Below are 24,399 nucleotides of genomic sequence, written 5' to 3'. Positions count from 1 at the left end.
CACGGCCCAGGGCCCCGGCCGGACCTTGCTGTGGATGCGCCTGCGCGTAGTGTTGGCCTCGTGAGCAACTTCGACGAGACGTTCCCCCGACCCCAGCCCGGTCCGTTCGGGGTGGTCCGCGAGAGCGGAGACCACGAGCGCGTGACCGTGCTGGTGGCCGCGTTCGAGGGGTGGAACGACGCCGGGGACGCCGCCACGGACGCGGTGCAGTTCCTCGCCGAGCACTACGGGGCCAAGGACGTCTTCGAAGTGACCTCGGACGACTACTACGACTACCAGTTCTCCCGGCCGGTGGTGCGCCGCTCCGCCACCGGGGAGATGAAGATCGCCTGGCCCACCACGCGGCTGTCGACCGCCTCGGTGCCGGACACGAACCTCGATCTCGTCCTGCTGCACGGGTGGGAGCCGTCCTACCGCTGGCGGTCCTTCACCGCGGAGCTGCTCGAGCAGGCGACCCTGCTCGACGTCGACTTCGTGGTCATGGTCGGCTCGCTGCTCGCCGACGTCCCGCACACGCGGCCGATCCCGGTGACCAAGACCTCGGACACGGCGGAGCTGCAGGAGGAGCTGGGCATCGACCCGTCCCAGTACGAGGGGCCCACGGGGATCGTGGGCGTGCTCTCCCACATGGCGTCCCTCGGCGGGTTCCCCACGCTGAGCCTGTGGGCGGCGGTGCCCCACTACGTGGCGCAGTCCCCGTCCCCCAAGGCGGAGCTCGCGCTGCTGCGCGAGCTCGAGGAGCTGCTGCACATCACCCTGCCGCTGGACACCATCGCCGAGGACGCGGAGGCGTGGGAGCGCGGGGTCAACGAGCTCGCCGCCGACGACCCCGAGATCGCCGCCTATGTGCAGCAGCTCGAGGAGGCCAAGGACACGACCGACCTCCCCGAGGCCACCGGCGACGCGATCGCCAAGGAGTTCGAGCGCTACCTGCGCCGCCGCCGCGACGACAAGTGAGCCGTGCGGCGCGCCGGCCCCCGCGTCCCCGGCGGGGCCCGTACCGCGCCCGCCCGTCCCGGCGGGGGTCCGTGATCGGAGGACGAGTCAGAGGACGACGCCGAGGCGCGCCTCCACGAGGTCCCGGACGAGCCGGCCGTCCTCGGCGGAGGTCCGCCCGGTCCCGCCGGTGAGGGCTCCGGCGGCCCAGTCGTCCAGGGCCGACAGGGCGGCAGGTGTGTCGAGATCGTCGGCCAGGGCCGCGCGCACCTGCTGCAGCACCGGTGCCGCGCTGTCCTCGGGGGCGACCTGTGCCGCGCGCCGCCAGGCGTCCACGCGCGCGGCGGCGGCCGCCAGCCCCGGGGCCGTCCAGGACCAGTCCTCGGAGTAGCGGTGGGCGAGGATCGCGGCGCGGATCACGGCCGGGTCCACGCCCTCGGCCCGCAGCGCGGAGACGAGCACGAGGTTGCCCTTCGACTTGGACATCTTCTCGCCGTCCAGACCCACCATCCCCGTGTGCAGGAAGTGCTGGGCCATGGGCCGGCCGGTCAGCGCCCAGCAGTGCCCCGCGCCCATCTCGTGGTGCGGGAACACGAGGTCGGAGCCGCCGCCCTGGACGGTGAACGGCGCGGGCAGGTGCTGGAGGGCGATGAGCGAGCACTCGATGTGCCAGCCGGGCCGCCCCTCCCCGAGCGAGGCGCCGTCCCAGAACGGCTCGTCCGGTCGCCGGACGCGCCACAGGAGGGGGTCCAGCCGGTTCCGCTTGCCGGGCCGGTCGGGGTCGCCGCCGCGCTCGGCGAACAGCGGCAGCATCTGCTCCGGGGTGAGGTGGGAGACGTCGCCGAGCACCCACGCGTCGCCGTCGTCGGCGGGCAGGGTGCCGGCCGCCTCGACGTCGAAGTACACGTCGCCGTCGGGCTCGCCGTCCGTCCCGGGCACCGGGTAGGCGAGCCCGCGCGCCACCAGCCCCTCGACGGCGGGCACGATCCACGCCACGGACTCGGTGGCGCCCACGTAGTGCTGGGGCGGGAGGACGTTGAGCGCGCTCATGTCGGTGCGGAACAGGTCGGTCTGCTCCTCGGCCAGCACCCGCCAGTCGACGCCGGTGGCCGTCGCGCGCTCGAGCAGCGGGTCGTCGACGTCCGTGACGTTCTGCACGTAGTCCACGGGGGTGCCGGCGTCCAGCCAGGCGCGGTGCAGCAGGTCGAAGGCCACGTACGTCGCGGCGTGGCCCATGTGCGTCGCATCGTACGGGGTGATGCCGCAGACGTAGAGACTCGCCCGGTCCTGCCGCGGCAGCTCCGCCCGCCGTCGCAGCCGGGTGTCCTGCACCACCGGCAGGGGCGCCTCGCCGGGCAGGACGGGGACGGGACGGGCGGACCAGGCTTTCATGCTCACCTCGGCGGGGTCGTGGATCGGGCGCGTAGTCATCGGGGCGGAACCTTCGGGTCGGGGACACGGGGCCGGGAACACCGGGTCGGGGCGGCGCGGGGCTGCCTCCAACCTACCGGTCCGGCCGCGCCGCGCCCGACGGCCCGGCTCAGGCGCTGATCAGCCCGAGGCCCAACAGCACGAAGATGGTCAGGCCCAGCGCGATCCGGTACCAGACGAACAGGGTGTAGCTGCGGTTGGAGATGTAGTGCATGAACCAGCCGATGATCACGTAGGCCACGCTGAACGCGATGCCGGTGGCCACGAGGGTCTCGGCCATGCCGTAGGGGCCCGCCTGGGGTTCGCCCACGGTCTTCACGAGCTTGTAGAGACCCGAGGCGAACACCGCCGGGATCGCCAGGAGGAAGGCGTAGCGGGCGGCGGACTCGCGCGTGTAGCCCATCAGCAGGCCGGCCGTGATCGTGCCGCCCGAGCGGGAGACCCCGGGGATGAGCGCCAGCGCCTGGGCGAGCCCGTAGAGGATGCCGTGCCGGACCGTGAGGTCGTCGAGGTGCCGCGCCTGCCGCCCGACCCGGTCGGCGACGGCCAGGATCACGCCGAAGACGACCAGCATCGTGGCGGTGATCCACAGGGAGCGGAACTCCGTGTCGATGTAGTCCTCCAGGAGCAGGCCCAGCACGGCGATGGGCAGGGAGCCGAGGATGATCAGCCAGCCCATCCGGGCGTCGGGGTCCGAGCGCTCGACACGCCCCACCAGGGACTGGCTCCACCGCGCGATGATCCGTGCGATGTCGCGCCAGAAGTAGATGACCACGGCGGTCTCGGTGCCCAGCTGGGTGATCGCGGTGAACGCCGCCCCCGGGTCCGCCCCGTGGGGGAGGAACTCGCCCACGATGCGCAGGTGCGCCGAGGAGGACACCGGCAGGAACTCCGTCAGGCCCTGCACCAGGCCCAGGATGATGCTCTCGATCCAATTCACCCGGCCACCCTACGGCACCCGTCCCGCGCCCACGGAGCCCTCGGTGCACGGATGCCGGCCCGCGCCGCGGGCCGTGCGGGTGGCGGGCCCGGTCTCAGCGGGCCGCGCGCGCCCCGTCGGTGTCCTCGAGGTCCTCGTAGTCCTCGTCGTCCACGAGATCCTCGTCGAGCATCTCGTTGTCCTCCAGCAGCTCCCCCTCGTCGTCCTCGTCCTCGTCGGTGTCGTCGTCCTCGGCGAAGACGGTGAGCGGGGTCACCTCGTCGTAGGCCTCGTAGAGAGCCTCCTCGTAGGCGTCGAACGCGTCGGCGATCGCGATGTACGCCCCGTCGACGGCGGGATCGTCCTCACCACGACGGTTGGAGGCCGCGACGAGGTGTTCTTCGAAGGCGCTCACGAGCGCCTGCAGGGCGGAACGAGGATCGTTGCTCATGCTGTAGACGTTAGCGTCAATCCGTGCAGAATGGGGACCGATGAGAGAACAAGTCCGGACCAGTGGGGCGACCGTCACCCGGGACGCCGACCAGCGCTACGAGTACCTGCTGCTGACCGTCGCGCCGCACGAGCGGGTCAGCGAGGCCCGGGCTCGCCTGAGCGAGCACGCCGAGTACGGCAAGTGGGAGCTCACCCGCTCCGTGCTGCTGTACGGCGGCACCCGCAAGTACTGGATGCGCCGCCGTGTCATGCGGGTCGAGCGCACCATCTGAGCGCGGCGGGCGGCGCCGGACCTCAGTAGGCGCTCAGGAGCCGGTGCAGCACCCGCGAGCCGAACTCCAGGGACGCGGTGGGCACCCGTTCGTCCACCCCGTGGAACATGGCCGGGAAGTCCAGCTCGTCCGGCAGCCGCAGCGGCACGAACCCGTACCCGGTGATCCCCAGGGGGTCCAGGGACTTGTTGTCCGTGCCGCCGGAGAGCATGTAGGGCAGCACGACCGCCTCCGGGTCCTCGGCGTGCAGGGCCGAGACCATGGCGTCGACCACGTTGCCGGAGAACGGGACCTCGAGGGCGATGTCGTCGGACTCGAACTCGAAGCCCACCCCGTCCCCGGCCAGCTCCTTCAGCTTCTCGAGGACGATCTCGCGCTGGCCGGGAAGGTAGCGCACGTCCAGCCCCGCCTGCGCCGAGCCGGGAATGACGTTGACCTTGTACCCGGCCTCGAGCATGGTCGGGTTGGCGGTGGTCTGGAGGGTGGCGCCCACGAACCGGGCCACGGAGCCCAGCTCGGCCAGCAGCTTCTGCGGGTTCTCGGGGTCGAACTCCACACCGGTGAGCTCCGTGACCGAGTCGAGGAAGGCGCGGGTGGTCTTGGTCAGCTCGACCGGCCACCGGTGCTCGCCGATGTTGGCCAGGGCCCTGGACAGCCGTGTCACGGGGTTGTCGTCGTTGATCTGGGAGCCGTGTCCGGCCGTGCCCTGGGCGTTGAGCCTCAGCCACATGAGCCCCTTCTCGGCGGTCTGCAGCAGGTAGGCGCGGCGGCCGCCGATGGTCGCCGAGTACCCGCCGACCTCGCTGATGGCGTCCGTGACGCCGTCGAAGAGGTGCCGGTGGTGCTGGGCGATCCAGTGGGAGCCGTAGACCATCCCCGCCTCCTCGTCCGCGAAGAAGCCGAAGACGATGTCCCGCCGCGGACGCGTCCCGGTGCGCACCATGTGGCGCAGCACCGAGATCATCATGGCGTCCATGTCCTTCATGTCCACGGCGCCGCGGCCCCAGATCATGCCGTCCTCGACCACCCCCGCGAACGGGTCCACGGACCAGTCGGCGGCGATCGCGGGCACCACGTCCAGGTGACCGTGCACGAGCAGGGCGTCGGCGGAGGGGTCCGTGCCCTCGAGCCGCGCGAAGACGTTGGCGCGCCCGGGAGCCGACTCCAGTACCGTCGTCGGCAGTCCGACCTCCTCGATCAGGCCCGCCACGTACTCGGCGGCGCGCCGCTCCCCCTTGGCGTCCCCGCTGCCGTAGTTCGAGGTGTCGATCCGGATGAGGTTGCGGCAGATCTCGACGGTCTCGCCCTCCGGCGACGACGCGGCCGGCGCGGTGGGGACGGTCTGCGGGTCGGTCATGGCGGGTCCTTCCTGGGAGCCTGCGAGGTCTGTGCGGGTGGGGGCTCAGCGGAGGGCGGAGCGGCGGCCGGCGGGGACGCGCGCGGCGTGCCGGCGCAGCGGTCTCCTCTCCGGGCGGGCTCGTCCCAGCCTAACGGCACTCGTGGCCGGGGCGGTGCGGCCACCCGGGGACGGCCGGCGAGCACCACGCCGAGCGGGTAGGGGCTGCGCATCCGCACGACCGGCAGGGGCACCACGACGCTGAGCGGCAGTCCGGTCGTCGAGTGGACGAAGAGCGCGAAGCCGGCGTCGGCCGCCGGGAGGCCCTGGTCGGTGAGCTGAGGGGGCAGGCGCGCGAACATGGCGAGGGTGGTGGAGGACGTGCCCGTGGACACGAGCACCGGGCCCCACGCGATCGGGGAGCGCCACGGGCGCAGCCCGCCGACCGGGCGGGCGGGCGGGCGAGCGCGGCGCCGGGACCGCGGCAGGACGCCCCGGTCGCGATCCCCCGGCGGAGACGCGGTCGGGCCCGGCAGTGACGGGGGAAACGTCGTCGGGCGGCCCCCGCCCTGACGTGGGGCGTCGCGGGCGCACCACCCCACCCTCGCCATTTCGTAACAATTTCATATACTTCGCTTTCGTGATCGAAATTTCCTAAAGTAATGACAGGCCGCTCCGGCGGCCTACCCACCCCCCTCGGGCGCCTTCCCCAGCCCGTTCTGTCTCGCTGTCCACCCGGACGGCGTCAGCCCCCCGCCGCGCGGCCCCCCCTGATGTGCCGCGCGTGCAGACAGACCAGGAAGCAGAAGCACCCATGGCGAAACACCGCTGCGCGCCCGCACGTCGTCCCGGCCGGATGGCGGCCCTTGCTCTCTCCGCCGGCATCGGGTTCACCACCCTCGCCGGCACGGCCCTCGTCTCGGCCCCGGCCCACGCCGCGGCGCAGGACATCGTCACCATGGACTCCACGACGCGGCAGTCCGACGCCCAGCTGATCCTCGACGAGATCAATCGGTACCGGTCCTCCCTCGGCCTCAAGCCCCTGAAGTACTCCGCCACGCTCTCGCAGGTCGTGCAGAAGGAGTCGGACCGCCAGGTGACCGAGGAGAAGTTCTCGCACAGCACCAACTTCCTCACCGACCCCCGGACCGGCCCCTGGACCAGCGCCAACGAGGTGATCGCGCTCGAGCACCACCGCGACGTCCGGGCGCTCGTGACGTGGTGGAAGAACTCGCCCGCCCACGACAAGGCCCTCAAGGACCCCCGGCACGAGGTCATCGGCATCGGCCTGACCTACGCCGACGGCAAGCTCACGAACACCGGTCAGGCCTGGCAGGTGCTGTCCACCGTGAACCTCTACGGCTACGCCAACGGCGGCGCGCCGGCCGACGCCTCCACCCGGGTGGGAACCCCCCCGGCCAGCTACAGCTACGAGACCTCGGGCCCCGTCACCCCGGTGGAGTCCCCCGGCGGCTACGGCGTCGCCGGCGCCATCGGTGCCAAGTACCGGGCCCTGGGCGGGGCCTCCGTCGTCGGACAGCCCGTCACCCCCGAGTACGGGGGGCTGCGCTCCGGCGGCGTCTACCAGGAGTTCGAGCTCAACGGCCGCAAGACCACCATGTACTGGAGCCCCGCCACCGGGGCGAACTGGGTGGAGAACCCTACCTCGATCGGCAGCAAGTTCGTCGCGGCCGGGCGTGAGAACGGCTACGGCTACCCGACCACGGACGAGCGACGCCTGGCCGACGGCTCCTCCTACCAGGTGTTCTCCCGCGACGGTGTCATCACCAAGGTGCTGTGGACCCGGGCGCACGGCACCCGAGCGGTCCAGGAGTCCGGGGCCATCGGACGCGCTTGGAAGGCCGCCGGCTTCGAGCGCGGCTACGGCTACCCCGTCACCGACGAGATCCGCAGCGGCACCACCGTCTACCAGCGCTTCTCCAACGGCTACAAGGTCAACTGGTCCTCGGTCACCGGGCAGGTGTGGGTCTCCGGCTGGTGACCCGGTGAGGGGTCCCCTCCCCCGGGCCCGCATGCCGGACGTCGGCGCTCAGTGCGCCCCGACGGAACGGGCGCGCCGGACCGCGGCCTCGGCGCCCCGGGTCCACCGGTCACCGTGGTCCGGCAGCACCGTGCGTGCACCGGTCGCGGCGACCGCGTCCAGCGACGCGAGGGCCAGGGATGTGTCCCGGGTGCCGGTCACCGGCGCGGCCACGGCACGGCGGCGGGCCGGCCGGTCACTGCGCGAGGGCCTCCACGACGACCTGGGCCACGGCCTCGCTCGACTGCGGGTTCTGGCCGGTGACCAGGTTCGCGTCGCGGATCACGTGGCTGGACCACGCCGGGCCGGACTCCACGACGGCGCCCTGCTCGCGCAGCACGGTCTCCAGGAACCAGGGGGTGTTCTCGCCGGTCCCGCCGCTCAGTTCTTCCTCGTTGGTGAACGCGGTCATCCGGCGTCCCGCGAAGTGGAACCCGTCGCCGTCGCGGGCGCTGAGCAGCCCGGCGGGCCCGTGGCAGAACGGTGCGACGATCCGACCGGACCGGTCCGCGGCGACGAGGATCCGGCCGAGATCCGGGTCGCGGTGGAGGTCGGCCATCGGCGCGTGGCCGCCGGGCAGGACCAGTGCGTCGTAGTCGCTCCCGTCCACCTCGGCCAGCACCCGCGGCACGGAGAGCTCCGGGTCGATCCGCGCCAGGTAGGCCCGGAGCCGCTCCGCCCGGTCCGGGCCTCCGGTCTGCTCCGGCACGAGGCTGGCCGGGTCCACGGTGGGCCGGCGACCGCCCGGGGTCGCGACGTCCACGGAGTGCCCGGCCTCCCGGAGCGTGCGGTGGGCGACGACGAGCTCCTCGGCCCAGAAGCCGGTGGGGTGGGCGGTGCCGTCGCGCATCGTGAGGGAGTCGGCGGCGGAGACGATCATCAGGACACGGGCCATGGCGGTTTGCTCCTCGGCAGTGCTTCGGGACGGGGCTGCGGGACGGGGCGCCACGGCCGTGGCCGGGGCATCGTGGCGGCGGTGGGCGGTGCGGCGGGTCAGCCGGCGGCGGTGAGCTCGTCGTAGGTCGCGTCGTCGAGATCGAGGCGGGTGGCACCCATGTTCTCCTCGAGGTGCTCCAGCGAGGCCGTGCCCGGGATCGGCAGCATCACCGGGGAGTGCCGGAGCAGCCACGCCAGGGCGAGCTGCGACGTCGTCGCCCCGAGCCGCCGCGCGGCCCGGTCGAGGGGCCCACCGGGTCGTGCGAGCTCCCCCGCGGCGATCGGCGCCCAGGGCAGGAAGCCGATGCCGTGACGGGTCGCGTGGTCCAGGACGTCCTGGGACTTCCGGTCGGTGAGGTTGAAGCGGTTCTGCACCGTCGAGACGGTGAAGTGCCGCCCCGCGGCGGCGATCTGCTCCACGGTGACCTCGGACAGGCCGAGGGCCCTGACCTTGCCCTCCTGCTGCAGCTCCCGCAGCGCACCGAACTGCTCCTCGGCCGGCACGGCCGGGTCTATCCGGTGCAGCTGGAGCAGGTCCAGGGTGTCGACCTTCAGCTTGCGCAGGCTCAGCTCGGCCTGCTGGCGCAGGTACTCCGGGCGGCCCAGGGGAACCCACTGGCGCGGGCCCGTGCGGGCGAAGCCGACCTTGGTGGCGATCCGCAGCTCCGCCGGATACGGGTGCAGGGCCTCGGCGATGATCCGCTCGCTGACGTCGGGACCGTAGGAGTCCGCCGTGTCGATGAGGTCCACGCCGAGCTCCACGGCGCGGCGCACCACGCGAACGGCGAGATCGCGGTCGGCGGGCTCGCCCCACACGCCCTCACCGACGATCCGCATGGCGCCGAAGCCGAGGCGGTGGACCGTGCCGAGGTCCTTCAGGTCGATGGTCCGGGGCGCCGGTCGGGCGCCGGGTCGAGTGTCGTCGGTCATGCCCGCCGCAACCAGGCCGCACCCGGGGTTATTCCGGGACCCTGTCAGACCGCGGGAAGCGGGCCCGGCTGTGCGACGTCATCGACGCCGTCGTGATCGCCGAGGGCCCCGGACCCCCGCATCCCGCCGACCCGGAGGCGGGCGCTCCACCGTCCGGCGGGCCTCACCCGGGTGGGGCCCCGGCGGCCACCAGCGCGTCCACCTTCGCCCAGAGCTGCTCGACCGTCCCGTCGTTCACGATCGTGGCGCTGATCCAGCGCGGGTCGATGCCTGCCTCCGAGGCGTGCGGATCGGCTCCGGCGGCGGTGCCGGGGCGCAGGACGTGCACGACCCGCCCGCCCGCCGCCGCCACGGCGGCGGCCTCGACGTCGAAGCGCACGTCGGTGATCACGACGCGGCCGCCGAGACGCCGGGCGGTCTCCAGGCCGCGGTCGGCCCACACGGTCTCGCCGAACACGGCCTTGCCCGCCTCGTTGCCGACCTTCTGCAGGAGGGTGCGGATCTCGCGGTGCACCGGGTCGCGGCTCTCGTCCTTGAGCCGGTCCCAGTCGCCGCCGACCTCGGCCAGGACCGTGGACAGCCGCAGCCCCGCCCCGTCGCGCACGCCCACGAGCGGGTCGAGTGCGGTGAGGAAGACCCGCAGCGGGTCCGCGAACGCCACGCGGGCGTAGCCGTGGGCCGCGGCGAGGCGAGCGCCGCACGTGTCCTTGCCCGCCTGCTTCCGCCCGTGCAGGCCGATCAGGTCAGTGAGGGCGGCGTCGTCCTGATTTCTGGGCATGCGCTCCTCCGCAGGTCGTGGTACCGGCGCTCCCAGGGTACGGAGGGTTCGGCCAGGTGTCCCACAGACCCGGGAGGGTGCGGCGCCGGCGCAGCACGGGGACCACGCGGCGCAGGGAGCGGATGCCCTGCAGGGGCTCGCCGTGAACAGGAACAGGGCTCGAAGTGCGGGGACAATGGTGGAGAGTTTCCGGCGGGGCCTGCTCTCCACCCCGAACGCGGGGTGGGAACAGCGGTGCTGGAATGGCACCGTCCAGGGCTCCGCCCACCCACCGCTGGACGAGGTGTTCGAGCGGACGACGTCCTCCTCCGTCGCGGCACGGTGCGGATTCGCCGTCCCGAGGCAATGCGCCGCCGGCTGACGGGCCCACCACGGGCCGTCCCCGACGCCCGCTCTCAGCGCCGGGGCCGGTGTGCGAGGGTCTCGTCGTCAGGCGCCCTATGAGCGTCCCCTGCCGCTGTGGATCCGTTCACGCCGGGGACGTCGCACGCGGGCCGATCACGGCGCCGGCCCGCCGGCTCCTCAATGCTGTGTTGGTGTCGTGCCGTGCAGAACCCTGAGATGGCGCCAGCCGTGCCGGGCCCAGGCCACCGGGATCAGCGCGAGGAGCAGCAGGAGGACGGCGGTCCCCGCCCACCAGGAGGTCAGACGGACGGACGAGGTGGCGATCATGCCCGTGACGGCCGCCGGCATCAGCACCACCGCCCCCGGCTGTCCGCACGTCAGCGCCCGGCGGCGGTCCGGACGCGTGGAGCCTCCGGATGTGGCCGGGAGTCGGACGTGACGCCCAGACACCGTGGCAGTGCCTTGAGGTCCGCAAGGCGGTCGAGTCGGGGCCGCGGCGCCTGCACCAGATGCCACGGGACCAGCACCGAGCCCATCAGTAGGGCGGGGGCGAGCGGAAGCCACCCTCCGCGAGCGTCACCCTGCCTTCCAGACCCCAGGACGTCAGGAACGGCACGCCTGCCGCCAGCACGGCGGCCGACGGCAGGGTGCGAGTGAGCACGTGGTTGCCGGGGGCACCGGGGGTGTGCTAGGACGGTGCGTCGTCGTCACCGGGGCGGTGTGGGGACCGAGTCCATGCTCGTACAGTCCCGGCCGGGTCGTGGGAGCACCTGGAGTCGTCACCCGGCCGCAGGGCTCACAACGACGATCTGGAGATCTCGGTGACCCAGTACGTCGACTGGTTCAACTGTGAGACTGCACGGCGAGATCGAGCTGGTGCTCCCGGCCGGGTACGAGGACACTTACGGTCGTGACACCACCGCCTCGGCAACCGCCGAAGCGGCATTACCCAGCCACCATGAAGCCCGGCACGAGACGTCAGAGACGCCATGGGGTGCGCCGGGCAGGAAGATCCCACAGGTTTGCGAGGACATCACCATGAACCTGCTCAGCCAGATCATCACCGGCATATACGCCCTCGTCCTCATCGCCGTTTTCGTCATGGAGGCGTTCTTCTACCACCGCCAAGAGCTCTACAAGTTCACCCGCATCGAACCCGAGAATGTGGACGCGTTGCGGGTGTCGGCGATCAACATCGGGTTCTACAACCTCACCTACGCCCTGGGCCTGATCACCGGCCTGGTGCTGCTGCAGACCGAATGGACCGAAGCCGGCCGGGCGCTGGTCCTGTTCGGCTGCGCAGCCCACGTCCTTCTCGGCATCGTGCTCTACATCTCCGAACGCCGCCTGTGGCCCGGCGCCCTGCTGCAGTCCCTTCCGCCCATGATCGTGCTGGTGGCCTACTGGACGTGGGGATGACCGCCGCGACACACCACCAACTCTCCGGGAACCGGCCCGTGGAGCGGATAGGAGTTCTTGCCGTACGACTGCCGTACGACTGCCGCTGGGGCATGCCGATGGGCCGGGTTGCCATGCCCTACGGCAGGTCCTGCGGCAACCAGCCCGGTCCCATGACGGCCGTGACGGCGGCCGGCACCGCGGCCGCCGCAGTCATCCAGGTGACCCGGGGAATCCCGGGCCTCAAGCGGCGGGGACCGACCTTTCAGCCGGGTACTCCAGGGCCATCACCGCTCCCAGTTGGCCGAGGACCCGAGACGCTCGTCCGCGCGGGTGCACCGCCAGTTGGGCCGTGCATATGCCGTGCACCAGTCCCGTTCAGGCTCTCGCGAGCACGATCGGCTGGTGGTAGCCGTTCACGTCGGGCATGAGCCATTCGACGGCCGTGAACCCGGCCGACATCAGCAGGCTATTGAGCTTCTCGCGCGACAGGGCCCGGTAGCGCGTCGTACCCGAGCGCGCCCGCCATGATCCAGCCGCGTCTTCGGTGAAGGTGAACAGCTCGATGTCCACGTACTCCGCGTCCGCCGACCACTGCCAAGCCTGACCCGATCCATGTCGCGACCCGAATTCCCCATGGACCGAGATCGGCACCCCGTCAGGGCGAGTACGTCGCAACGCGTCGTAGTCACGAAGGGAGACGAGCAGCACCCCAGCCGGTCGAAGGCACGCATGGACACTGCGCAAGGCACGTTGCAGGTGCTCGTCGGTGAGTAGGTGCGGAAGTGCGTTGTCGCAGGAGACGACCACGTCGAAGGTCCCTTCGACGTGGTCGCGGATCTCGCGGACGTCGCAGACCCTGAAGTCAACGTCGATCCCTCTCGCGGCCGCCTCCACCCGGGCCCGCTCAACTGCCGCAGGGCTCACGTCGGCGGCTGTCACGCGGTATCCAAGCATCGCCAGCGGTAGACACTGGGTTCCGATGCCACACGTGCAGTCCAACAGGCGCCCCTCGGTGATCCCCCGCTGCGCCACGATGTCGGCGATGACCCGCCCATGCCACTGGGCAGCTGACCACCAGTGACCGAAGAGCAGATGATACTCGGACGCGAGGGCGTCATAGAACTCTGCCGGGGTATCCATACCTGTGAGACATCGGATTTTCGGCCTGCCGGACCCAGTTCCGCAGCGTCTCCGGGTTCAACCCGGACTGCTGGGCCACCCGGGCCAGTACGCCGGGCCTGGAGGACTGACCACGACGGGCCTCCACCGCCATGCGGGTCGCGTGCTCAAGCAACTCGTGGGGGCAGTTCTTCGGTGCGAACATGACTCTCATCCTTCCGTGGCACAAGAGCTTTTACCAGACCCGTCACGGGACACACCTCCGGCGGGACCCGCGCGTGCCCTTCCCCGTACCGTCCCTGTCACTCGGAGCAACCCGCCTCCCCGGCCCGGGCAACCCGGTGCCCCGGCAGGAGCTCGACTGTCGCCGTCGATCTCCTGCCGCCCGTCACGGCCCTGAGGAGGCGATCATTCCTGGCGTGCGGCGACGAAGCGGACCGCGACGGTCGTGCACAGCAGATAGACGAGCGTGGCGGCCAGCACGACGAGCAACGATGCCGACCAGGACGCCGTGCGCTCGTGCACGAACCCGAGGACGGTCGGGGCCAGCGCGCCGGAGCCGTACCCGACCGCCTGCACCGCCGCGGAGATCCGCCCGGCCGACGGCCCGTCGTGGGCCAGGCGCATGATGGCGATGAAGATGACGGTGATGCCGGCGCCCTGGGCCACTCCGCCGACGGCCGTCCAGACCCACCACTGGGCCGGGGCCAGGAGCATGCCCACCGGAAGGAACAGCCACATCACCCCGACCGAGGCCGCCACGGTGACCGTGCTCAGGCCGCGGGCCGCCAGCGGCACGCCCAGCGCGCCGGCGATCGCGAAGACGTGGAAGAACGACGACGCGGCGCCGGCCTCGACCAGCGACATCCGCACGACGTCGACCAGGAGCGTGGGAAGCCACGCGGTCATCCCGTAGAAGGCGAAGGCCTGCCCCGCGAAGCCCGCGGCCAGCCCGGCAGCCACCCACCGGCCGCCCGCGGGCGCGCCCCCGGTCCGGGCGGGGACTGGCGCGGGATCCGGCAGGAGGGATCGGCGGACCCCCACGGTCAGCAGCCAGACCACGAACCCGGCGACGACCGCGACGCTCGAGGAGGCCAGGGCCACCCGCCATCCGGCCAGCTCGGCGACCGGCGCCGTCAGGAGCGCCGCCAGGGTCGAGCCGATGTTCAGCGCCGCCGTGTAGATGCCCGTGGCCGCCGCCTGCCGGTGCGGCCGGAAGTCCCGGCGGATGAGGAGGGGCACCGCGATGTTCCCGAGCGTGATCGCGACGCCGACGACGACGGTCCCCAGCATCGTGGCCGAGGTGCCGCCGGCCGAGCGCACGCACATCCCGGCGAGCACGCCGAGCAGGGTCAGGGTGATCGACAGCTCGACCCCGAAGCGGCGGATGACGAGGGACGCAAGGGGTGACGCCACGGCGAAGCACAGCACCGGGATGGTGGTCAGCAGGCCGGCCCCGGCGGCGGAGATCCCCAGGTCCTGCTGCAGCTGTCCCAGGACGGGCCCGATCGCGACGAGGGGGCTGCGCAGCACGAGCGCCACCAGGGCGATGCAGGCCAGCAGCAGCCAGCCGCCGGGCACCCGTCCTCGGAGACCTCGGGCGGTCGGTGGTTCGGCACGGTGCATGGTCGTGGCACTCCGGCGGTCGTGGGCGGGGACGAGGCCCGCCGAGCGGAACGGGGGCACGCGGTCCATCATCACCCATCCAGGGGACGACCACCGCCGCGCGGCATAGCATGGAGGCAGGCGAGGACGGGAGGCACGGCGATGGGCCACCACAACCCCGGCGGCCGCACGGAGGTCGGCACGCGAGCGGTCGTCGTGCGGGGCGGCCCGGACCGCGGTCTCGAACGCCGTACCGTCGTCGACGAGGACGCCCGCACCGTCACCGTCGACGACGGCACCCGCTTCGACCGGGACTCCGGCCTGGTGTGGGCGCCGCCGGGGAACGACGGGCCCGAGGCCGGCCACGCGCCGACACGGCTGGTCACCGAGGGCAACCCGGAGTTCGAGCAGCTGTGGGCCGGCGCCGCGCTCTCGGCGTTCACGTCCACGGACCGGGCCGCCTGGGTGGAGGGGGTCATCGCGGCCGGCCGCCTCGCGCGCCGCGGCGACGTGCACGACCACTACGACGTCGCCGCCATCGTCGACGAGCTGGCCGCCGTGCACCCCGACCTGCAGACGATCCCGGCCGAGCTCGTGTGGGCGGTCGTCGACCGGCACGCGCGCCCGGACGACCGGGACGCGACGCCGTGACCGGCCGGGACCCCCGCCCGTGCGGAGCGCGGAGATGATCCCGGCCGTCGAGACCTGCGGGCTCGTGAAGGACTACGGGCGGACGCGGGCCCTGCGGGGCGTGGACCTCCGGGTCCTGCCGGGCGAGGTGTTCGGCTTCCTCGGGCCCAACGGCGCCGGGAAGTCGACGACGATCCGGCTGATCATGGACCTGCTGCGCCCGACGGCGGGCACCGTGGAGGTCTTCGGGGTGGCTCCTGCCGCGGGAGGCCCGCGCCTGCGGGCCCGCATCGGCTACCTGCCCGGTGAGCTCTCCTTCCCGGCGCGGACCACCGCCAGGGACCACCTGCGGTACCTCGCGGCGCTGCGCGGCGGCCGGGGGGTGGAGCGGGCGGCCGAGCTCGCCGAGCGCTTCTCCCTGGACCTCTCCCGCCCGCTGCGGTCGCTGTCCAAGGGCAACAAGCAGAAGGTCGGACTGGTCCAGGCGTTCATGCACGAACCCGAGCTGCTGGTCCTCGACGAGCCGACCGGCGGGCTCGACCCGCTGCTGCAGCGCGAGTTCCGGGCGCTGGCCCGCGAGTCCGTCGCCGGCGGCGCCACGATCTTCCTCTCCAGCCACGTGCTGGGCGAGGTGGAGGAGGTCGCCGGCCGGGTGGCGATCATCCGGGACGGACGCGTGGTCGACGTCGACGACGTGCGGGCGCTGCGCGCTCGAGCCGGCCAGGAGGTCCTGCTGCGCTTCGCCGACCCCGTGGCGCTCCAGGAGTTCGCCGGTCTCCCGGGCGTCCACGACGCCGCCGTCGACCCCGCCGACGGCAGGACGCTCACCTGCCTGCTCCGTGGCGATCCCATGCCTCTGCTCGGGGCCGCGACCCGACACCGGGTCGTGCGGTGGCAGGCGCAGGACCGCGAGCTCGAGGACCTCTTCATCGACTTCTACCGCGACCCCGAGCGGTCCGCGGCCACGACCGCGGTCCCGCCCGGTCCCCCGGCGGGCCCCCGGCACCGGGCTCCGGAGACACGGCGATGACCTCCCAGGGCGGGACGATCCCGACGGCGCGGGGCGGGACGATCCTGACCGCCGTGTTGCGCTCCCACCGGCGCTCCCTGCTGCTGTGGGCGCTGGCGGTCTCGGCGGTCGCGGCGCTCTACACGCTGTTCTACCCCAGCATCGGCGCCGAGAAGATGGAGGTGCTGCTGGAGTCGATGCCGCCCGAGCTCGTCACCGCCATGGGCTTCGACAGCCTCGCCACCGCGGAGGGCTACGTCACCGCCACCGTGTACTCGCTGCTCGGCGCCGTGCTCACCCTGGTGCTGGCCATCGGCCTGGGCGCGAGGCTCGTGGCAGGGCAGGAGGAGGACGGGACCCTCGAGCTGGAGCTCGGCGCCCCGGTCTCGCGCGCCAGGATCTACGCGGAACGACTGGCCGCGCTGTGGCTGGGGGTGCTCGTGCTCGCCCTGGTTCTCAGCACGGCACTCGTCCTCCTCTCGACGACACTCGAGCTCGGCCTGGACCCCCTCGACGTGCTGGCGGCGAGCACGGGGCTCCTGTTCTTCGGCGGGGCCCTGGGCACGGTGGCCTTCTCGGTGGGCGCCGCGAGCGGAAGGCGCGGTCCGGCGCTGGGGACGGCGGCGGCCCTTGCGGTGGTCTCCTACGTACTCAGCTACCTGGGGCCTCTGGTGAAGGCACCGTGGATGGAACGGCTCTCACCGTTCCACTGGTACATCGGCGCCGAACCGCTGGAGACCGGCTTCGACCTCCCGGGCCTGGCTTTGCTGGCCGCCCTGGCGACCGCTGCCGCGATGGGCGGGGCACTCGCCTTCGTGCGGCGCGACGTCATGGTCTGAGGCAGGCGCCCGCGGGCCCGCCGGTCGTCATGGTGCCGGCCACGCGGGTTCAGTCGATCTCCTCCCCGGCCGGTGCCCGTGCGGCCGGCCGCTCCTCCCCCGCCGTCTTCCCGCCACGTCCGTCGCGGCACCAGGATCGAGCATGACGATGAACGCCCCGAGCACCAGGTCCGGCCGGCGGCCGGTGCCGGCACGAGGATGACCACGGCCAGGTCGTGCCCGGCCAGGGCCTGCCGGTGCGGCGACCAGCTCAGGGCGACGGTGAGCTCGACGATGAAGCAGACCGGATTCAGCCCCGCCAGCAGCAGGACGGTGCGCCTCAGGGTCCGGCGGAGCATCGACGTCCCGGGCTCCTAGGGTGTCGGGGGTGACGCCGAGAATGGAGTCATGGCAAGGAGGGCGTCATGACGGCACGGGAGTGGCGGCGAGCGGTGGAGCCGGTGGCGTCCGACGATCTGGCGGCCCCCTTCCTGCCTCTGGGCCAGGAGCCGGCCGGAGGCCGGCGGGCGGAGATCCGGGCAGCGGCCGCCGACCTGGCCGAGGCAGCGGCCGCTGAGGCGCGGGCGGTGGGCGCGCAGGTGCGGGCGATCCACCGCCTGTGGGCGGCCGGCCTGGCCGCGCGCACCACCGCCCGCGTCGAGGCGATGGCCGAGATGGAGGCCGCGGGCGGGGCGGTGCGCCCTGACCCGTGCGGACCGTTCGCCGAGCCGGCCTACCAGCTGGTGGTGGACGTGGCCGCCGAGGTCGGTCCTGCCCTGTGTGTTCCCGCCGGGACCGCCCGGCGGCGGGTCGAGGAGGCGGTGGTCCTCGCCGAGGAGCTGCCCGAGGTCCTGGCCGCCCTGGAGGCCGGGCGCATCGGTCCGGCCCAGGCGGGCGTGATGGTGGAGCAGTGGCGCGAACTCGTCGTGGAGGCGGCGACCTGGACCTCGTCGCAACGCGTCCCCCCGCCCGTCGAGGCCGTGTGCCGCCTGATCGCGGAGCTTCTGGAACGCGCCCCTGGCTCCACGGCCGCCCAGCTGCGGGCACTGGCCCGCGCCCGGCGGGCGGTGCTGGTTGCCGACGCGGAGGAACGCGCCCGGCGGTACGCGCGGAAGAACCGCTCGGTGTGGGTGGAACCGGCCCCGAACGGCATGGCCTACCTGCACGCCCTGCTGGACGCCCCGGTGGCGGTGTCCGTCCACGACCGGCTCGAGGCCCTGGCCGGGGAGCTGGGCGAGGACGTGCCGGCCCCGGGTCACCCCTGCCTGGCCCTCCTGCCGCAGCTCGACCGAGCCGAGGACGTGGAGGACCGCTCGGCCGCAGAACTGCGCGCCGACGTGCTGGCCGACCTCCTGCTGGACGGGGTGCTGCCGGAGGAGCCTGGTTTCCCGCGCGGGGTCCGGGGACGGGTGAGCGTCATGGTGCCCGTGGGGCTGCTCACCGTCGAGCGCGTGGAGGGGACCGGCGCGGCGGTGACCGCCGGTGGGAGCGTGGTCGCCGGGGGCGCCGGGTGCGGTGCGGCAGTGCTCTCGGGCTACGGGCCGATCAGCACCGAGGTCGCCCGGCAGCTGGCGGCCGGGGCCGGGGCCTGGCACCGGCTGCTGACCCATCCGGTGAGCGGGGTGGTGCTGGACCACGACCGCACGGTCTACACGGTGCCGGCGGATCTGCGGCGGCTGGTGGAGCTGCGCGACGCCACCTGCCGGTTCCCCGGGTGCCGGCGGCGGGCCGATGCCTGCGACCTCGACCACACCGTGGCCTGGGCCGAGGATGGACCGACATCGGAGCAGAACCTCGCCGCCCTGTGCCGGCGTCATCATCGGGTCAAGCACCGGGATGGGCACCTCGGGCGCTGGACGGTGCGCCGCGTCACCACCCGGGAGGGCCCGCCGGCGACCGCGTCCGGCACCGGTGCCGGTTCCTGCGCCGGTGCACGAGGAGACGGCGGAGCAGGCGCCGGGGACGGGGCGGTCCTGGAGTGGACCTCCCCGGGAGGTCTCGTCCACCGCACGGTCCCCGAGCACCACCACCCCGCCGCCGTCGCGCCGGCCGAGAATCCACCGCCCTTCTGGCAGGACGACGATCCGGCCGGTGCCCCGCGACCCTACGATCCCGACCACGACCCGGCACCGTTCTAGGGGACGGTTCCACGTCCGCATCGGCAGACGTTCGGCGCGCCCCGACGGCCTGCCGTGAGCTCCCGCGTGGTCCCGGCGCCGGTCAGCCGTGGCCCCGGCCGCATGGCCGCCCGGCCTCCCGGGAACGCGGTTGCGGGATCGGTGGGCGGACCGGTGGCCACCGGCATCGGCCTGGCCGCCGTCGGCTCAGCGGCAGCAGCGTTCCTCCAGCTGCCGGTCGACCCCCTGCGCCCCGGCCTCGACCTCGGCCGCGAGGGACATCGCGCCGGCGAGGAGCCGATAGTCTGTGGGCCACGCCCCGGGGGTGCCCTGCGGCGCATGGCCACCGAGGAGGAGCGCCCGTGGAACCGACCGGGGAGTCCGTGCCGTCCTTCCTGGAGCGCGTCGCGCCCCGGAAGCGACGGACCGACGCCGTGACCATGCTCGACCTGATGTCCCGGGCCACCGGACAGCCTCCCCTGATGTGGGGGACGGTGATCGGCTTCGGCCGGTACCACTACCGGTACGCGTCCGGCCGCGAGGGCGACGCTCCCGCCGCCGGGTTCGCCCCGCGCCGTGCCGCGACGACCGTCTACCTGCCGGACGGCGTCGGCGCCCACGAGGGAGCCCTGCACCGGCTCGGACCCCACACGACGGGAGTCGGCTGCCTCTACCTCAAGGACCTCGGCGACGTCGATCTGGAGGTCCTCGAGGGCGTCGTCGCCGCGTCGTACCGGACGGTCACCGCCGGCACGTATCCGTGGCGTGCCCGGGAGGGCCGACCCTGACGGACGCCCGGCAGCCCCGGGGGACACGAGCTCAGGACACGAGCTCAGGGCACCGGGGCGGGCGAGCGGTGCCCGGCCGCCTCCGGAGCGCGCTCTCCCCCGGCGGGGCCGGGGGGACACTGGGCCGCCGGCAGGCGCAGCAGCACGTCGTCGGCACGGCGCTGCTCGGCGTGGTGGGTGACGAGCACGACGATCCGGTCCGACAGACCCGCCCGCAGGTCGGCGAGCAGGGCGTCGGCCGCGGGACCGTCCAGGTGGGCGGTGGGCTCGTCGAGCAGCACGACGTCGGCACGGGTGAGCAGCGTCCGGGCCACGGCGAGCCGCTGGCGCTGACCGCCCGAGAGCCGGCCGCCGCCCGGTCCCACGGGGGTGTCGAGCCCCTCGGGCAGCTCATCGAGCAGGGGCGCCAGACCGACGCTCGCCAGGACGTCGCGCATCTCCGCCTCGGTGGGCCGGTCCTCCCGCCCGCGCGCGAGCAGGAGGTTGCCGCGGACGGTGGAGTCGAACAGGTGCGCCTCCTGCGGGCACCACGCGATCCGGCGCCGCAGCGCTCGGGCGTCGAGGTCGCGGCTGTCGATGCCGTTCACCCGCCATGCGCCCTCCGTGACGGGCAGGTGGCCCAGCAGTGCGGTGAGCAGCGTCGACTTCCCGGCACCCGAGGGTCCCTCGACCACGAGCCACTGGCCCCGCCGCACGACCGCCCGGAGGCCCCGGAACGCGGTCGCGGAAGCATCGGGCCAGGCGACGCCCAGCCCGTCCAGGGCGAGCTCGCGGATCTCCGCCGGCACGGGACGGCGCGCTGGGGAGGACGACGTCGCGCGAGCGGGCGGCTCCGCGACGGCCCGGATCCGGCGCAGGGAGGCGCTGAGCGCGGGCCACTGCTGGAGCGCGTCCACCACGCCGAGCATCGGGTCGACCAGGGCCAGTGGCAGCAGCACCAGTGCCGCGACCACGGGCGGTGGGATCGTCCCGTCCGCCACCGCGGGGGCGGACACCGGGAGCATCAGTGCGGAGGCCACGGAGCAGGTCAGGACCACGAGGCCCTCGCCCATCCCCTGCGCCCGGGCGCTGCGGCGGCTCGCCGCGTCGGCACGGTCCTCCAGGGCGTCGAGGCGGGCCAGCACGGCGGCGGTCCGGCCGTTGGCGCGCAGCTGCCCGGCCGCGGCGACCGTGGCCGCGAACCGGCGCAGCACCCGCGAGCGCACCAGGACCGTGGTGCGCGCGGCGGACCGGTCGGCGAGCAGCGCCACGACGGGCCCGGCGCACAGGCCGCCGGCCAGCGCGACGGCCAGGGCCGGTAGCGCCTCGGGGAGCAGGAGGAGGACGGCGGCGAGGGCGCCCAGTGCGGTGCCGGCCCCGACCAGGGGCGGCAGGAGGACGCGGGGCACGAGGTCGCGGACCCGGTCCGCGCCGGCGACCAGGTGGTCGAGGGCCGCGCCGCCGGTGGCCAGGCCGCGGGAGCCCGGCCCCCGGGCGGCGAGGCCCGTCCACAGCCGGTCCCGGAGCCCCGTGGTGGCGGCGAGGACGGCGTCGTGGGTGGCCAGCCGCTCGGCGTAGCGGAGGACGGCGCGGCCGATCCCGAAGAACCGGACGCCGACGATGGCGACCATCAGGTACATGATGTTCGGCTGCTCGGCGGCCCGGACGATGAGCCAGCCCGAGAGCATGGTGAGAGCGGCGGCGAACAGGGCCGCGGCGGTGCCCAGGGCCGCGGCCCCGGCGATGCGCCAGGGGTGCCGGCGCAGGAACGCGGCCAGCTCGCGCAGGACGGGGGCGGCCGCCCCGCCCGGGTCCCGCTGCGCGGGGGGCCCGCCGGGCGGGGCCGGCTCCGGGGACGGCGCCTCGTCGGCCGAGCGGCGGGTGGCCGGGGCGCCGAGGAGCAGGCGCCGGTCCGCGAGCGCGGCCACCGCGGCCTCGTGCGAGGCGAGGACGACCGTGACCGTGCCGCGCAGCCCGGCGACGAGCTGCTCGACGCGCCGGGCATTGGCCGGGTCGAGGTGAGCGGTCGGCTCGTCGAGCAGCAGCACGCGAGCCCCGGCGTCCACCCGGGCGAGGCCGCGGGCCAGACCGACGCGGCGCAGCTCGCCGGGGCTCAGCTCGGCGGGGTCGCCGGCGGCGAGCGCGGTGAGGCCGACCTGGTCGAGGATGCGGCGCGCGGCGGCCGGGCCGGTGGCGTGCAGCAGCACCTCGTCGAGGACGGTCTCCCCCACAGTGTGCACGTGCTGGGGGACCCAGGCGAGCGCGGCGGGATCGATCCCGGACACGGTCCCCTCCTGGGCCTCGACGGTGCCCGCGAGGACGCCCAGGAGTGTGGACTTGCCGCAGCCGCTGGGTCCCTCGACGCTGAGCACGGAGCCGGCCGGGACCTCGACGTCGACTCCGGAGAGCGCGCTCACGGACCGTCCGGGGTGGCGCACCACGAGTCCGTGGACGTGCACCGCGGGAGCCGTCGTCGACGCGGTGGCGGGGCGGCGGACGTCGGCGGGCAGCGGCTCGGCGACGATCTCGTGGGAGCGGCGCAGCGCCGCCACGCCGTCCTGGGAGGCGTGGAAGGCGGCGCCGAGGTCCCGGAAGGGGGTGAAGCACTCGGGGGCGAGCACGAGGGCGACCAGGCCCACCACCAGGTCGAGCTCGCCGTGGACGAGCCGGACGCCGACGAACACCGCCACCACGGCGACGGAGAGGGTGGAGATGAGCTCGAGCACGAGGGAGGAGAGGAACGCGGTGCGCAGCGTCGTCATCGTGGTCGCCCGGTGCTGCTCGGAGACCTCGCGCAGCGCCGCTGCCTGCTCCTCGACGCGCCCGAGTCCGACGAGCACGGGCAGTCCGCGCGCGAGCTCGACCAGGTGGTGCGAGAGCCGCTGGAGGGCGGCCGAGGACTCGTCGGCCTGCGCCCGGGTGTGCAGTCCCACGAGGACCATGAACACGGGGACCAGCGGCACGGTGAGCACCACGACGAGGGCGCTGACCCAGTCCGCCGAGAGGACGCGGAGCCCCACCAGCAGCGGCACCACGGCGGTTGTCACGGCGGCGGGCAGCACGCGCGCGTAGTAGTCGTCCAGGGCGTCGAGCCCGACGGTGCCCACGGCGCTGGTGGCCCCGACGTCGTGGGTGCCGCCGGCGAGCACTCGCGTGGCGAGCTCCCGGCGCAGCCCCCGCTTGGCCCGGGTCGCGGCGCGGGCGGCCACGACCTGGACGGCCCACGTGGCGAGCGCGCGGAGGACCCCGGCGCCGATCCCCAGCAGGAGGGCCGGCCGCCAGGCGGAGGGGTCTCCGGCGATCACGCCGACGATCCCGCGGGCGACCGCCTCGGCCATGCCGACGAGGGCCAGGGCCTTGAGCGCTCCCAGGAGTCCGAGGGCGAACAGGGCGGGGCCGCCGCCCGGTCCCAGTGGTGGGCCGCTCATGCCCCGGGCGTCCCGTCGTCGCCGTGGGGGGCCGCCTCGGGCGGTGCCTGACCGGCGTCCGGCCGGGTGCCGGTGGCCGTGGCGCGGGCCGCGACGGCGGGCAGGACGGCGTGCGGCTCCGGCAGGTGGTCGGTCGACAGCCGCCGGCGGAACACCCAGTAGCTCCAGCCCTGGTAGAGCAGCACCAGCGGCAGGCCGAAGGCGGCGACGACGGTCATGACGCCCAGCGTGTAGTCGCTGTTGGACGAGTTCGTGACCGTCAGGTCGTGGGCGGCGTCGATCGTGGAGGGCAGCACCACCGGGTAGACGTCGGCGAAGACGGCCCCGAAGCCCAGGAGCAGGAACGCGGCGGTGCCGCCGAAGGAGCGGGCCTCGTGCCCGGCCCGTGCGCTGGTCCACGCGAAGAGTGCGGCCAGCACCGCCGCGACCAGCAGCGGCCACGTCCACGGCCGTCCCGTCATCAGGTGCACCGCCAGCACCCACACCGCCAGCGGGAGCAGCGCGACGGGGATCCAGCGGACGAGGATCCGCCGGGCCCGTGCCCGCACCTGGCCCTCGGCCTTCAGGCCCAGGAACGCCGCGCCGTGCGCGAGGCTGAAGCCGACCACGGCCAGCCCGCCCAGCAGGGCGTAGGGGCTCAGCCAGGCGAACGCGCCCCCGACCCGGTCACCGTTGGCGTCCAGCGGCAGGCCCGTGGTGGTCACGGCCAGCGTGGCTCCGAGTCCGAAGGCGGCGAGGAAGGAGCCCGTGCCGAGGGCGCGGTCCGCCCACCGACGCCACCGGTCGCTGTGGACCTTGCCGCGGTACTCGATGGCCACGGCCCGGAAGATCAGCCCGACCAGGACGAGCACGAGCAGGAGGTAGAGCCCGGAGAACAGGGAGGCGTACCAGTGCGGGAACGCCGCGAAGAGCCCGGCGGCGGCGGTGATCAGCCAGACCTCGTTGCCGTCCCAGACGGGCCCGATGGTGTTGAGCATCTGCCGGCGCTCGCGCTCGTCGCGGGTGCTCGTGAGCATGAGCATCCCCACGCCGAGGTCGAAGCCGTCGAGCAGGACGAAGCCGGCCCAGAGCACGGCGATGGCGATGAACCAGACGGTGGGGAGCAGTTCCATGGCGGGTGTCGTTCCT

24 protein-coding genes are annotated in these 24,399 nt (G+C 73.8%); 9 read left to right on the top strand and 15 right to left on the bottom strand.

Going from position 1 to position 24,399, the window contains the following annotated elements; translation table 11 throughout:
- Positions 1-60: 60 nt before the first annotated feature.
- Positions 61-957, top strand: a complete 897-nt coding sequence (locus ACH9EU_RS05880) for a PAC2 family protein (protein WP_396413004.1) — start codon at positions 61-63, stop codon at positions 955-957.
- An 87-nt stretch (positions 958-1,044) separates the two neighbouring features.
- Here ACH9EU_RS05880 and mshC read toward each other — a convergent pair whose 3' ends face one another.
- From mshC to ACH9EU_RS05865, 3 genes are all read right to left on the bottom strand, one after another.
- Positions 1,045-2,328, bottom strand: coding sequence for a cysteine--1-D-myo-inosityl 2-amino-2-deoxy-alpha-D-glucopyranoside ligase (gene mshC, locus ACH9EU_RS05875; protein WP_396413017.1), 1,284 nt, complete (start codon positions 2,326-2,328; stop codon positions 1,045-1,047).
- Positions 2,329-2,476: 148 nt separating this feature from the next.
- On the bottom strand, positions 2,477-3,307 hold the full coding sequence (locus ACH9EU_RS05870; protein WP_396413003.1) for an undecaprenyl-diphosphate phosphatase: 831 nt from the start codon (positions 3,305-3,307) through the stop codon (positions 2,477-2,479).
- Positions 3,308-3,401: 94 nt separating this feature from the next.
- Entirely contained in the window at positions 3,402-3,737 is a 336-nt protein-coding gene (locus ACH9EU_RS05865; protein ID WP_396413002.1) for a primosomal protein, read from the bottom strand.
- Between the two features lie 40 nt (positions 3,738-3,777).
- Between ACH9EU_RS05865 and ACH9EU_RS05860 the strand changes: the two genes are divergently transcribed.
- On the top strand, positions 3,778-4,011 hold the full coding sequence (locus ACH9EU_RS05860; protein WP_396413001.1) for a DUF5703 family protein: 234 nt from the start codon (positions 3,778-3,780) through the stop codon (positions 4,009-4,011).
- Positions 4,012-4,033: 22 nt separating this feature from the next.
- Here the strand turns inward: ACH9EU_RS05860 and ACH9EU_RS05855 are convergent, their stop codons facing one another.
- Together ACH9EU_RS05855 and ACH9EU_RS05850 are read right to left on the bottom strand one after the other, a co-directional pair.
- The gene (locus ACH9EU_RS05855; protein WP_396413000.1) at positions 4,034-5,368 is read right to left on the bottom strand and encodes a M20/M25/M40 family metallo-hydrolase; all 1,335 of its coding nucleotides are present in this window, start codon (positions 5,366-5,368) and stop codon (positions 4,034-4,036) included.
- On the bottom strand, positions 5,365-5,748 hold the full coding sequence (locus ACH9EU_RS05850) for a hypothetical protein (RefSeq protein WP_396412999.1): 384 nt from the start codon (positions 5,746-5,748) through the stop codon (positions 5,365-5,367). The genes ACH9EU_RS05855 and ACH9EU_RS05850 overlap by 4 nt, the downstream gene beginning before the upstream one ends.
- Before the next feature lie 413 nt (positions 5,749-6,161).
- Here ACH9EU_RS05850 and ACH9EU_RS05845 point away from each other — a divergent pair, with 413 nt between their 5' ends.
- Complete coding sequence (locus ACH9EU_RS05845) at positions 6,162-7,349, top strand: CAP domain-containing protein (RefSeq protein WP_396412998.1); 1,188 nt, start codon at positions 6,162-6,164, stop codon at positions 7,347-7,349.
- 48 nt (positions 7,350-7,397) lie between these two features.
- On the opposite strand, the gene ACH9EU_RS05840 is transcribed toward ACH9EU_RS05845, so the two are convergent.
- The 5 genes from ACH9EU_RS05840 to ACH9EU_RS05820 all read right to left on the bottom strand — a co-directional run bounded on the left by ACH9EU_RS05840 (position 7,398) and on the right by ACH9EU_RS05820 (position 10,734).
- Positions 7,398-7,550: a hypothetical protein gene (locus ACH9EU_RS05840; RefSeq protein WP_396412997.1), complete on the bottom strand. Its 153-nt coding sequence runs from the start codon at positions 7,548-7,550 to the stop codon at positions 7,398-7,400.
- Between the two features lie 34 nt (positions 7,551-7,584).
- Positions 7,585-8,283: a DJ-1/PfpI family protein gene (locus ACH9EU_RS05835; protein ID WP_396412996.1), complete on the bottom strand. Its 699-nt coding sequence runs from the start codon at positions 8,281-8,283 to the stop codon at positions 7,585-7,587.
- A 98-nt stretch (positions 8,284-8,381) separates the two neighbouring features.
- Positions 8,382-9,254: an aldo/keto reductase gene (locus ACH9EU_RS05830; RefSeq protein WP_396412995.1), complete on the bottom strand. Its 873-nt coding sequence runs from the start codon at positions 9,252-9,254 to the stop codon at positions 8,382-8,384.
- 163 nt (positions 9,255-9,417) lie between these two features.
- Complete coding sequence (locus ACH9EU_RS05825) at positions 9,418-10,032, bottom strand: deoxynucleotide monophosphate kinase family protein (RefSeq protein ID WP_396412994.1); 615 nt, start codon at positions 10,030-10,032, stop codon at positions 9,418-9,420.
- 522 nt (positions 10,033-10,554) lie between these two features.
- Positions 10,555-10,734: a hypothetical protein gene (locus ACH9EU_RS05820; RefSeq protein ID WP_396412993.1), complete on the bottom strand. Its 180-nt coding sequence runs from the start codon at positions 10,732-10,734 to the stop codon at positions 10,555-10,557.
- A gap of 681 nt (positions 10,735-11,415) precedes the next feature.
- On the opposite strand from ACH9EU_RS05820, the gene ACH9EU_RS05815 reads away from it, so the two are divergent.
- Positions 11,416-11,796, top strand: a complete 381-nt coding sequence (locus ACH9EU_RS05815) for a DUF1304 family protein (RefSeq protein WP_396412992.1) — start codon at positions 11,416-11,418, stop codon at positions 11,794-11,796.
- A gap of 357 nt (positions 11,797-12,153) precedes the next feature.
- Here the strand turns inward: ACH9EU_RS05815 and ACH9EU_RS05810 are convergent, their stop codons facing one another.
- The 3 genes from ACH9EU_RS05810 to ACH9EU_RS05800 form a co-directional block, all read right to left on the bottom strand.
- On the bottom strand, positions 12,154-12,918 hold the full coding sequence (locus ACH9EU_RS05810; protein WP_396412991.1) for a methyltransferase domain-containing protein: 765 nt from the start codon (positions 12,916-12,918) through the stop codon (positions 12,154-12,156).
- Positions 12,893-13,051, bottom strand: coding sequence for a transposase (locus tag ACH9EU_RS05805; RefSeq protein ID WP_396413016.1), 159 nt, complete (start codon positions 13,049-13,051; stop codon positions 12,893-12,895). The genes ACH9EU_RS05810 and ACH9EU_RS05805 overlap by 26 nt, the downstream gene beginning before the upstream one ends.
- Before the next feature lie 254 nt (positions 13,052-13,305).
- Positions 13,306-14,523, bottom strand: a complete 1,218-nt coding sequence (locus ACH9EU_RS05800; protein WP_396413015.1) for an MFS transporter — start codon at positions 14,521-14,523, stop codon at positions 13,306-13,308.
- A gap of 141 nt (positions 14,524-14,664) precedes the next feature.
- Here ACH9EU_RS05800 and ACH9EU_RS05795 point away from each other — a divergent pair, with 141 nt between their 5' ends.
- From ACH9EU_RS05795 to ACH9EU_RS05775, 5 genes are all read left to right on the top strand, one after another.
- Positions 14,665-15,153 carry a hypothetical protein gene (locus tag ACH9EU_RS05795; RefSeq protein ID WP_396412990.1) on the top strand — a complete coding sequence of 163 codons (489 nt, stop codon included), beginning with the start codon at positions 14,665-14,667 and terminating at the stop codon, positions 15,151-15,153.
- Between the two features lie 34 nt (positions 15,154-15,187).
- Entirely contained in the window at positions 15,188-16,162 is a 975-nt protein-coding gene (locus ACH9EU_RS05790) for an ATP-binding cassette domain-containing protein (protein WP_396412989.1), read from the top strand.
- On the top strand, positions 16,159-16,980 hold the full coding sequence (locus tag ACH9EU_RS05785) for an ABC transporter permease subunit (RefSeq protein ID WP_396412988.1): 822 nt from the start codon (positions 16,159-16,161) through the stop codon (positions 16,978-16,980). Before ACH9EU_RS05790 ends, ACH9EU_RS05785 begins: the two co-directional genes overlap by 4 nt.
- A gap of 404 nt (positions 16,981-17,384) precedes the next feature.
- Positions 17,385-19,097 (top strand): HNH endonuclease signature motif containing protein, encoded by a 1,713-nt coding sequence (locus ACH9EU_RS05780; protein ID WP_396412987.1) that lies wholly within the window; start codon positions 17,385-17,387, stop codon positions 19,095-19,097.
- Between the two features lie 341 nt (positions 19,098-19,438).
- On the top strand, positions 19,439-19,864 hold the full coding sequence (locus ACH9EU_RS05775) for a DUF1801 domain-containing protein (protein ID WP_396412986.1): 426 nt from the start codon (positions 19,439-19,441) through the stop codon (positions 19,862-19,864).
- Positions 19,865-19,908: 44 nt separating this feature from the next.
- Here the strand turns inward: ACH9EU_RS05775 and cydC are convergent, their stop codons facing one another.
- Entirely contained in the window at positions 19,909-23,271 is a 3,363-nt protein-coding gene (gene cydC / locus ACH9EU_RS05770; RefSeq protein ID WP_396412985.1) for a thiol reductant ABC exporter subunit CydC, read from the bottom strand.
- Positions 23,268-24,383: a cytochrome d ubiquinol oxidase subunit II gene (gene cydB, locus ACH9EU_RS05765; protein ID WP_396412984.1), complete on the bottom strand. Its 1,116-nt coding sequence runs from the start codon at positions 24,381-24,383 to the stop codon at positions 23,268-23,270. The genes cydC and cydB overlap by 4 nt, the downstream gene beginning before the upstream one ends.
- Positions 24,384-24,399: the final 16 nt, after the last annotated feature.

The organism is Kocuria rhizosphaerae, assembly GCF_044462265.1.
Taxonomy (GTDB): Bacteria; Actinomycetota; Actinomycetes; order Actinomycetales; family Micrococcaceae; genus Kocuria; species Kocuria rhizosphaerae.
Note: the sequence above shows the minus strand (reverse complement) of the source record. Positions and strands in the feature narration are given on the sequence as shown.

Coding starts and splice junctions, on each gene's coding strand:
- ACH9EU_RS05810 (WP_396412991.1), bottom strand. CDS start 12,918: ATGGATACCCCGGCAGAGTTCTATGACGCCCTCGCGTCCGAGTATCAT.
- ACH9EU_RS05800 (WP_396413015.1), bottom strand. CDS start 14,523: ATGCACCGTGCCGAACCACCGACCGCCCGAGGTCTCCGAGGACGGGTG.
- ACH9EU_RS05845 (WP_396412998.1), top strand. CDS start 6,162: ATGGCGAAACACCGCTGCGCGCCCGCACGTCGTCCCGGCCGGATGGCG.
- ACH9EU_RS05795 (WP_396412990.1), top strand. CDS start 14,665: ATGGGCCACCACAACCCCGGCGGCCGCACGGAGGTCGGCACGCGAGCG.
- cydC (WP_396412985.1), bottom strand. CDS start 23,271: ATGAGCGGCCCACCACTGGGACCGGGCGGCGGCCCCGCCCTGTTCGCC.
- ACH9EU_RS05790 (WP_396412989.1), top strand. CDS start 15,188: ATGATCCCGGCCGTCGAGACCTGCGGGCTCGTGAAGGACTACGGGCGG.
- ACH9EU_RS05855 (WP_396413000.1), bottom strand. CDS start 5,368: ATGACCGACCCGCAGACCGTCCCCACCGCGCCGGCCGCGTCGTCGCCG.
- ACH9EU_RS05805 (WP_396413016.1), bottom strand. CDS start 13,051: ATGGCGGTGGAGGCCCGTCGTGGTCAGTCCTCCAGGCCCGGCGTACTG.
- ACH9EU_RS05860 (WP_396413001.1), top strand. CDS start 3,778: ATGAGAGAACAAGTCCGGACCAGTGGGGCGACCGTCACCCGGGACGCC.
- ACH9EU_RS05825 (WP_396412994.1), bottom strand. CDS start 10,032: ATGCCCAGAAATCAGGACGACGCCGCCCTCACTGACCTGATCGGCCTG.
- ACH9EU_RS05815 (WP_396412992.1), top strand. CDS start 11,416: ATGAACCTGCTCAGCCAGATCATCACCGGCATATACGCCCTCGTCCTC.
- ACH9EU_RS05830 (WP_396412995.1), bottom strand. CDS start 9,254: ATGACCGACGACACTCGACCCGGCGCCCGACCGGCGCCCCGGACCATC.
- mshC (WP_396413017.1), bottom strand. CDS start 2,328: ATGAAAGCCTGGTCCGCCCGTCCCGTCCCCGTCCTGCCCGGCGAGGCG.
- ACH9EU_RS05785 (WP_396412988.1), top strand. CDS start 16,159: ATGACCTCCCAGGGCGGGACGATCCCGACGGCGCGGGGCGGGACGATC.
- ACH9EU_RS05865 (WP_396413002.1), bottom strand. CDS start 3,737: ATGAGCAACGATCCTCGTTCCGCCCTGCAGGCGCTCGTGAGCGCCTTC.
- cydB (WP_396412984.1), bottom strand. CDS start 24,383: ATGGAACTGCTCCCCACCGTCTGGTTCATCGCCATCGCCGTGCTCTGG.
- ACH9EU_RS05780 (WP_396412987.1), top strand. CDS start 17,385: ATGACGGCACGGGAGTGGCGGCGAGCGGTGGAGCCGGTGGCGTCCGAC.
- ACH9EU_RS05835 (WP_396412996.1), bottom strand. CDS start 8,283: ATGGCCCGTGTCCTGATGATCGTCTCCGCCGCCGACTCCCTCACGATG.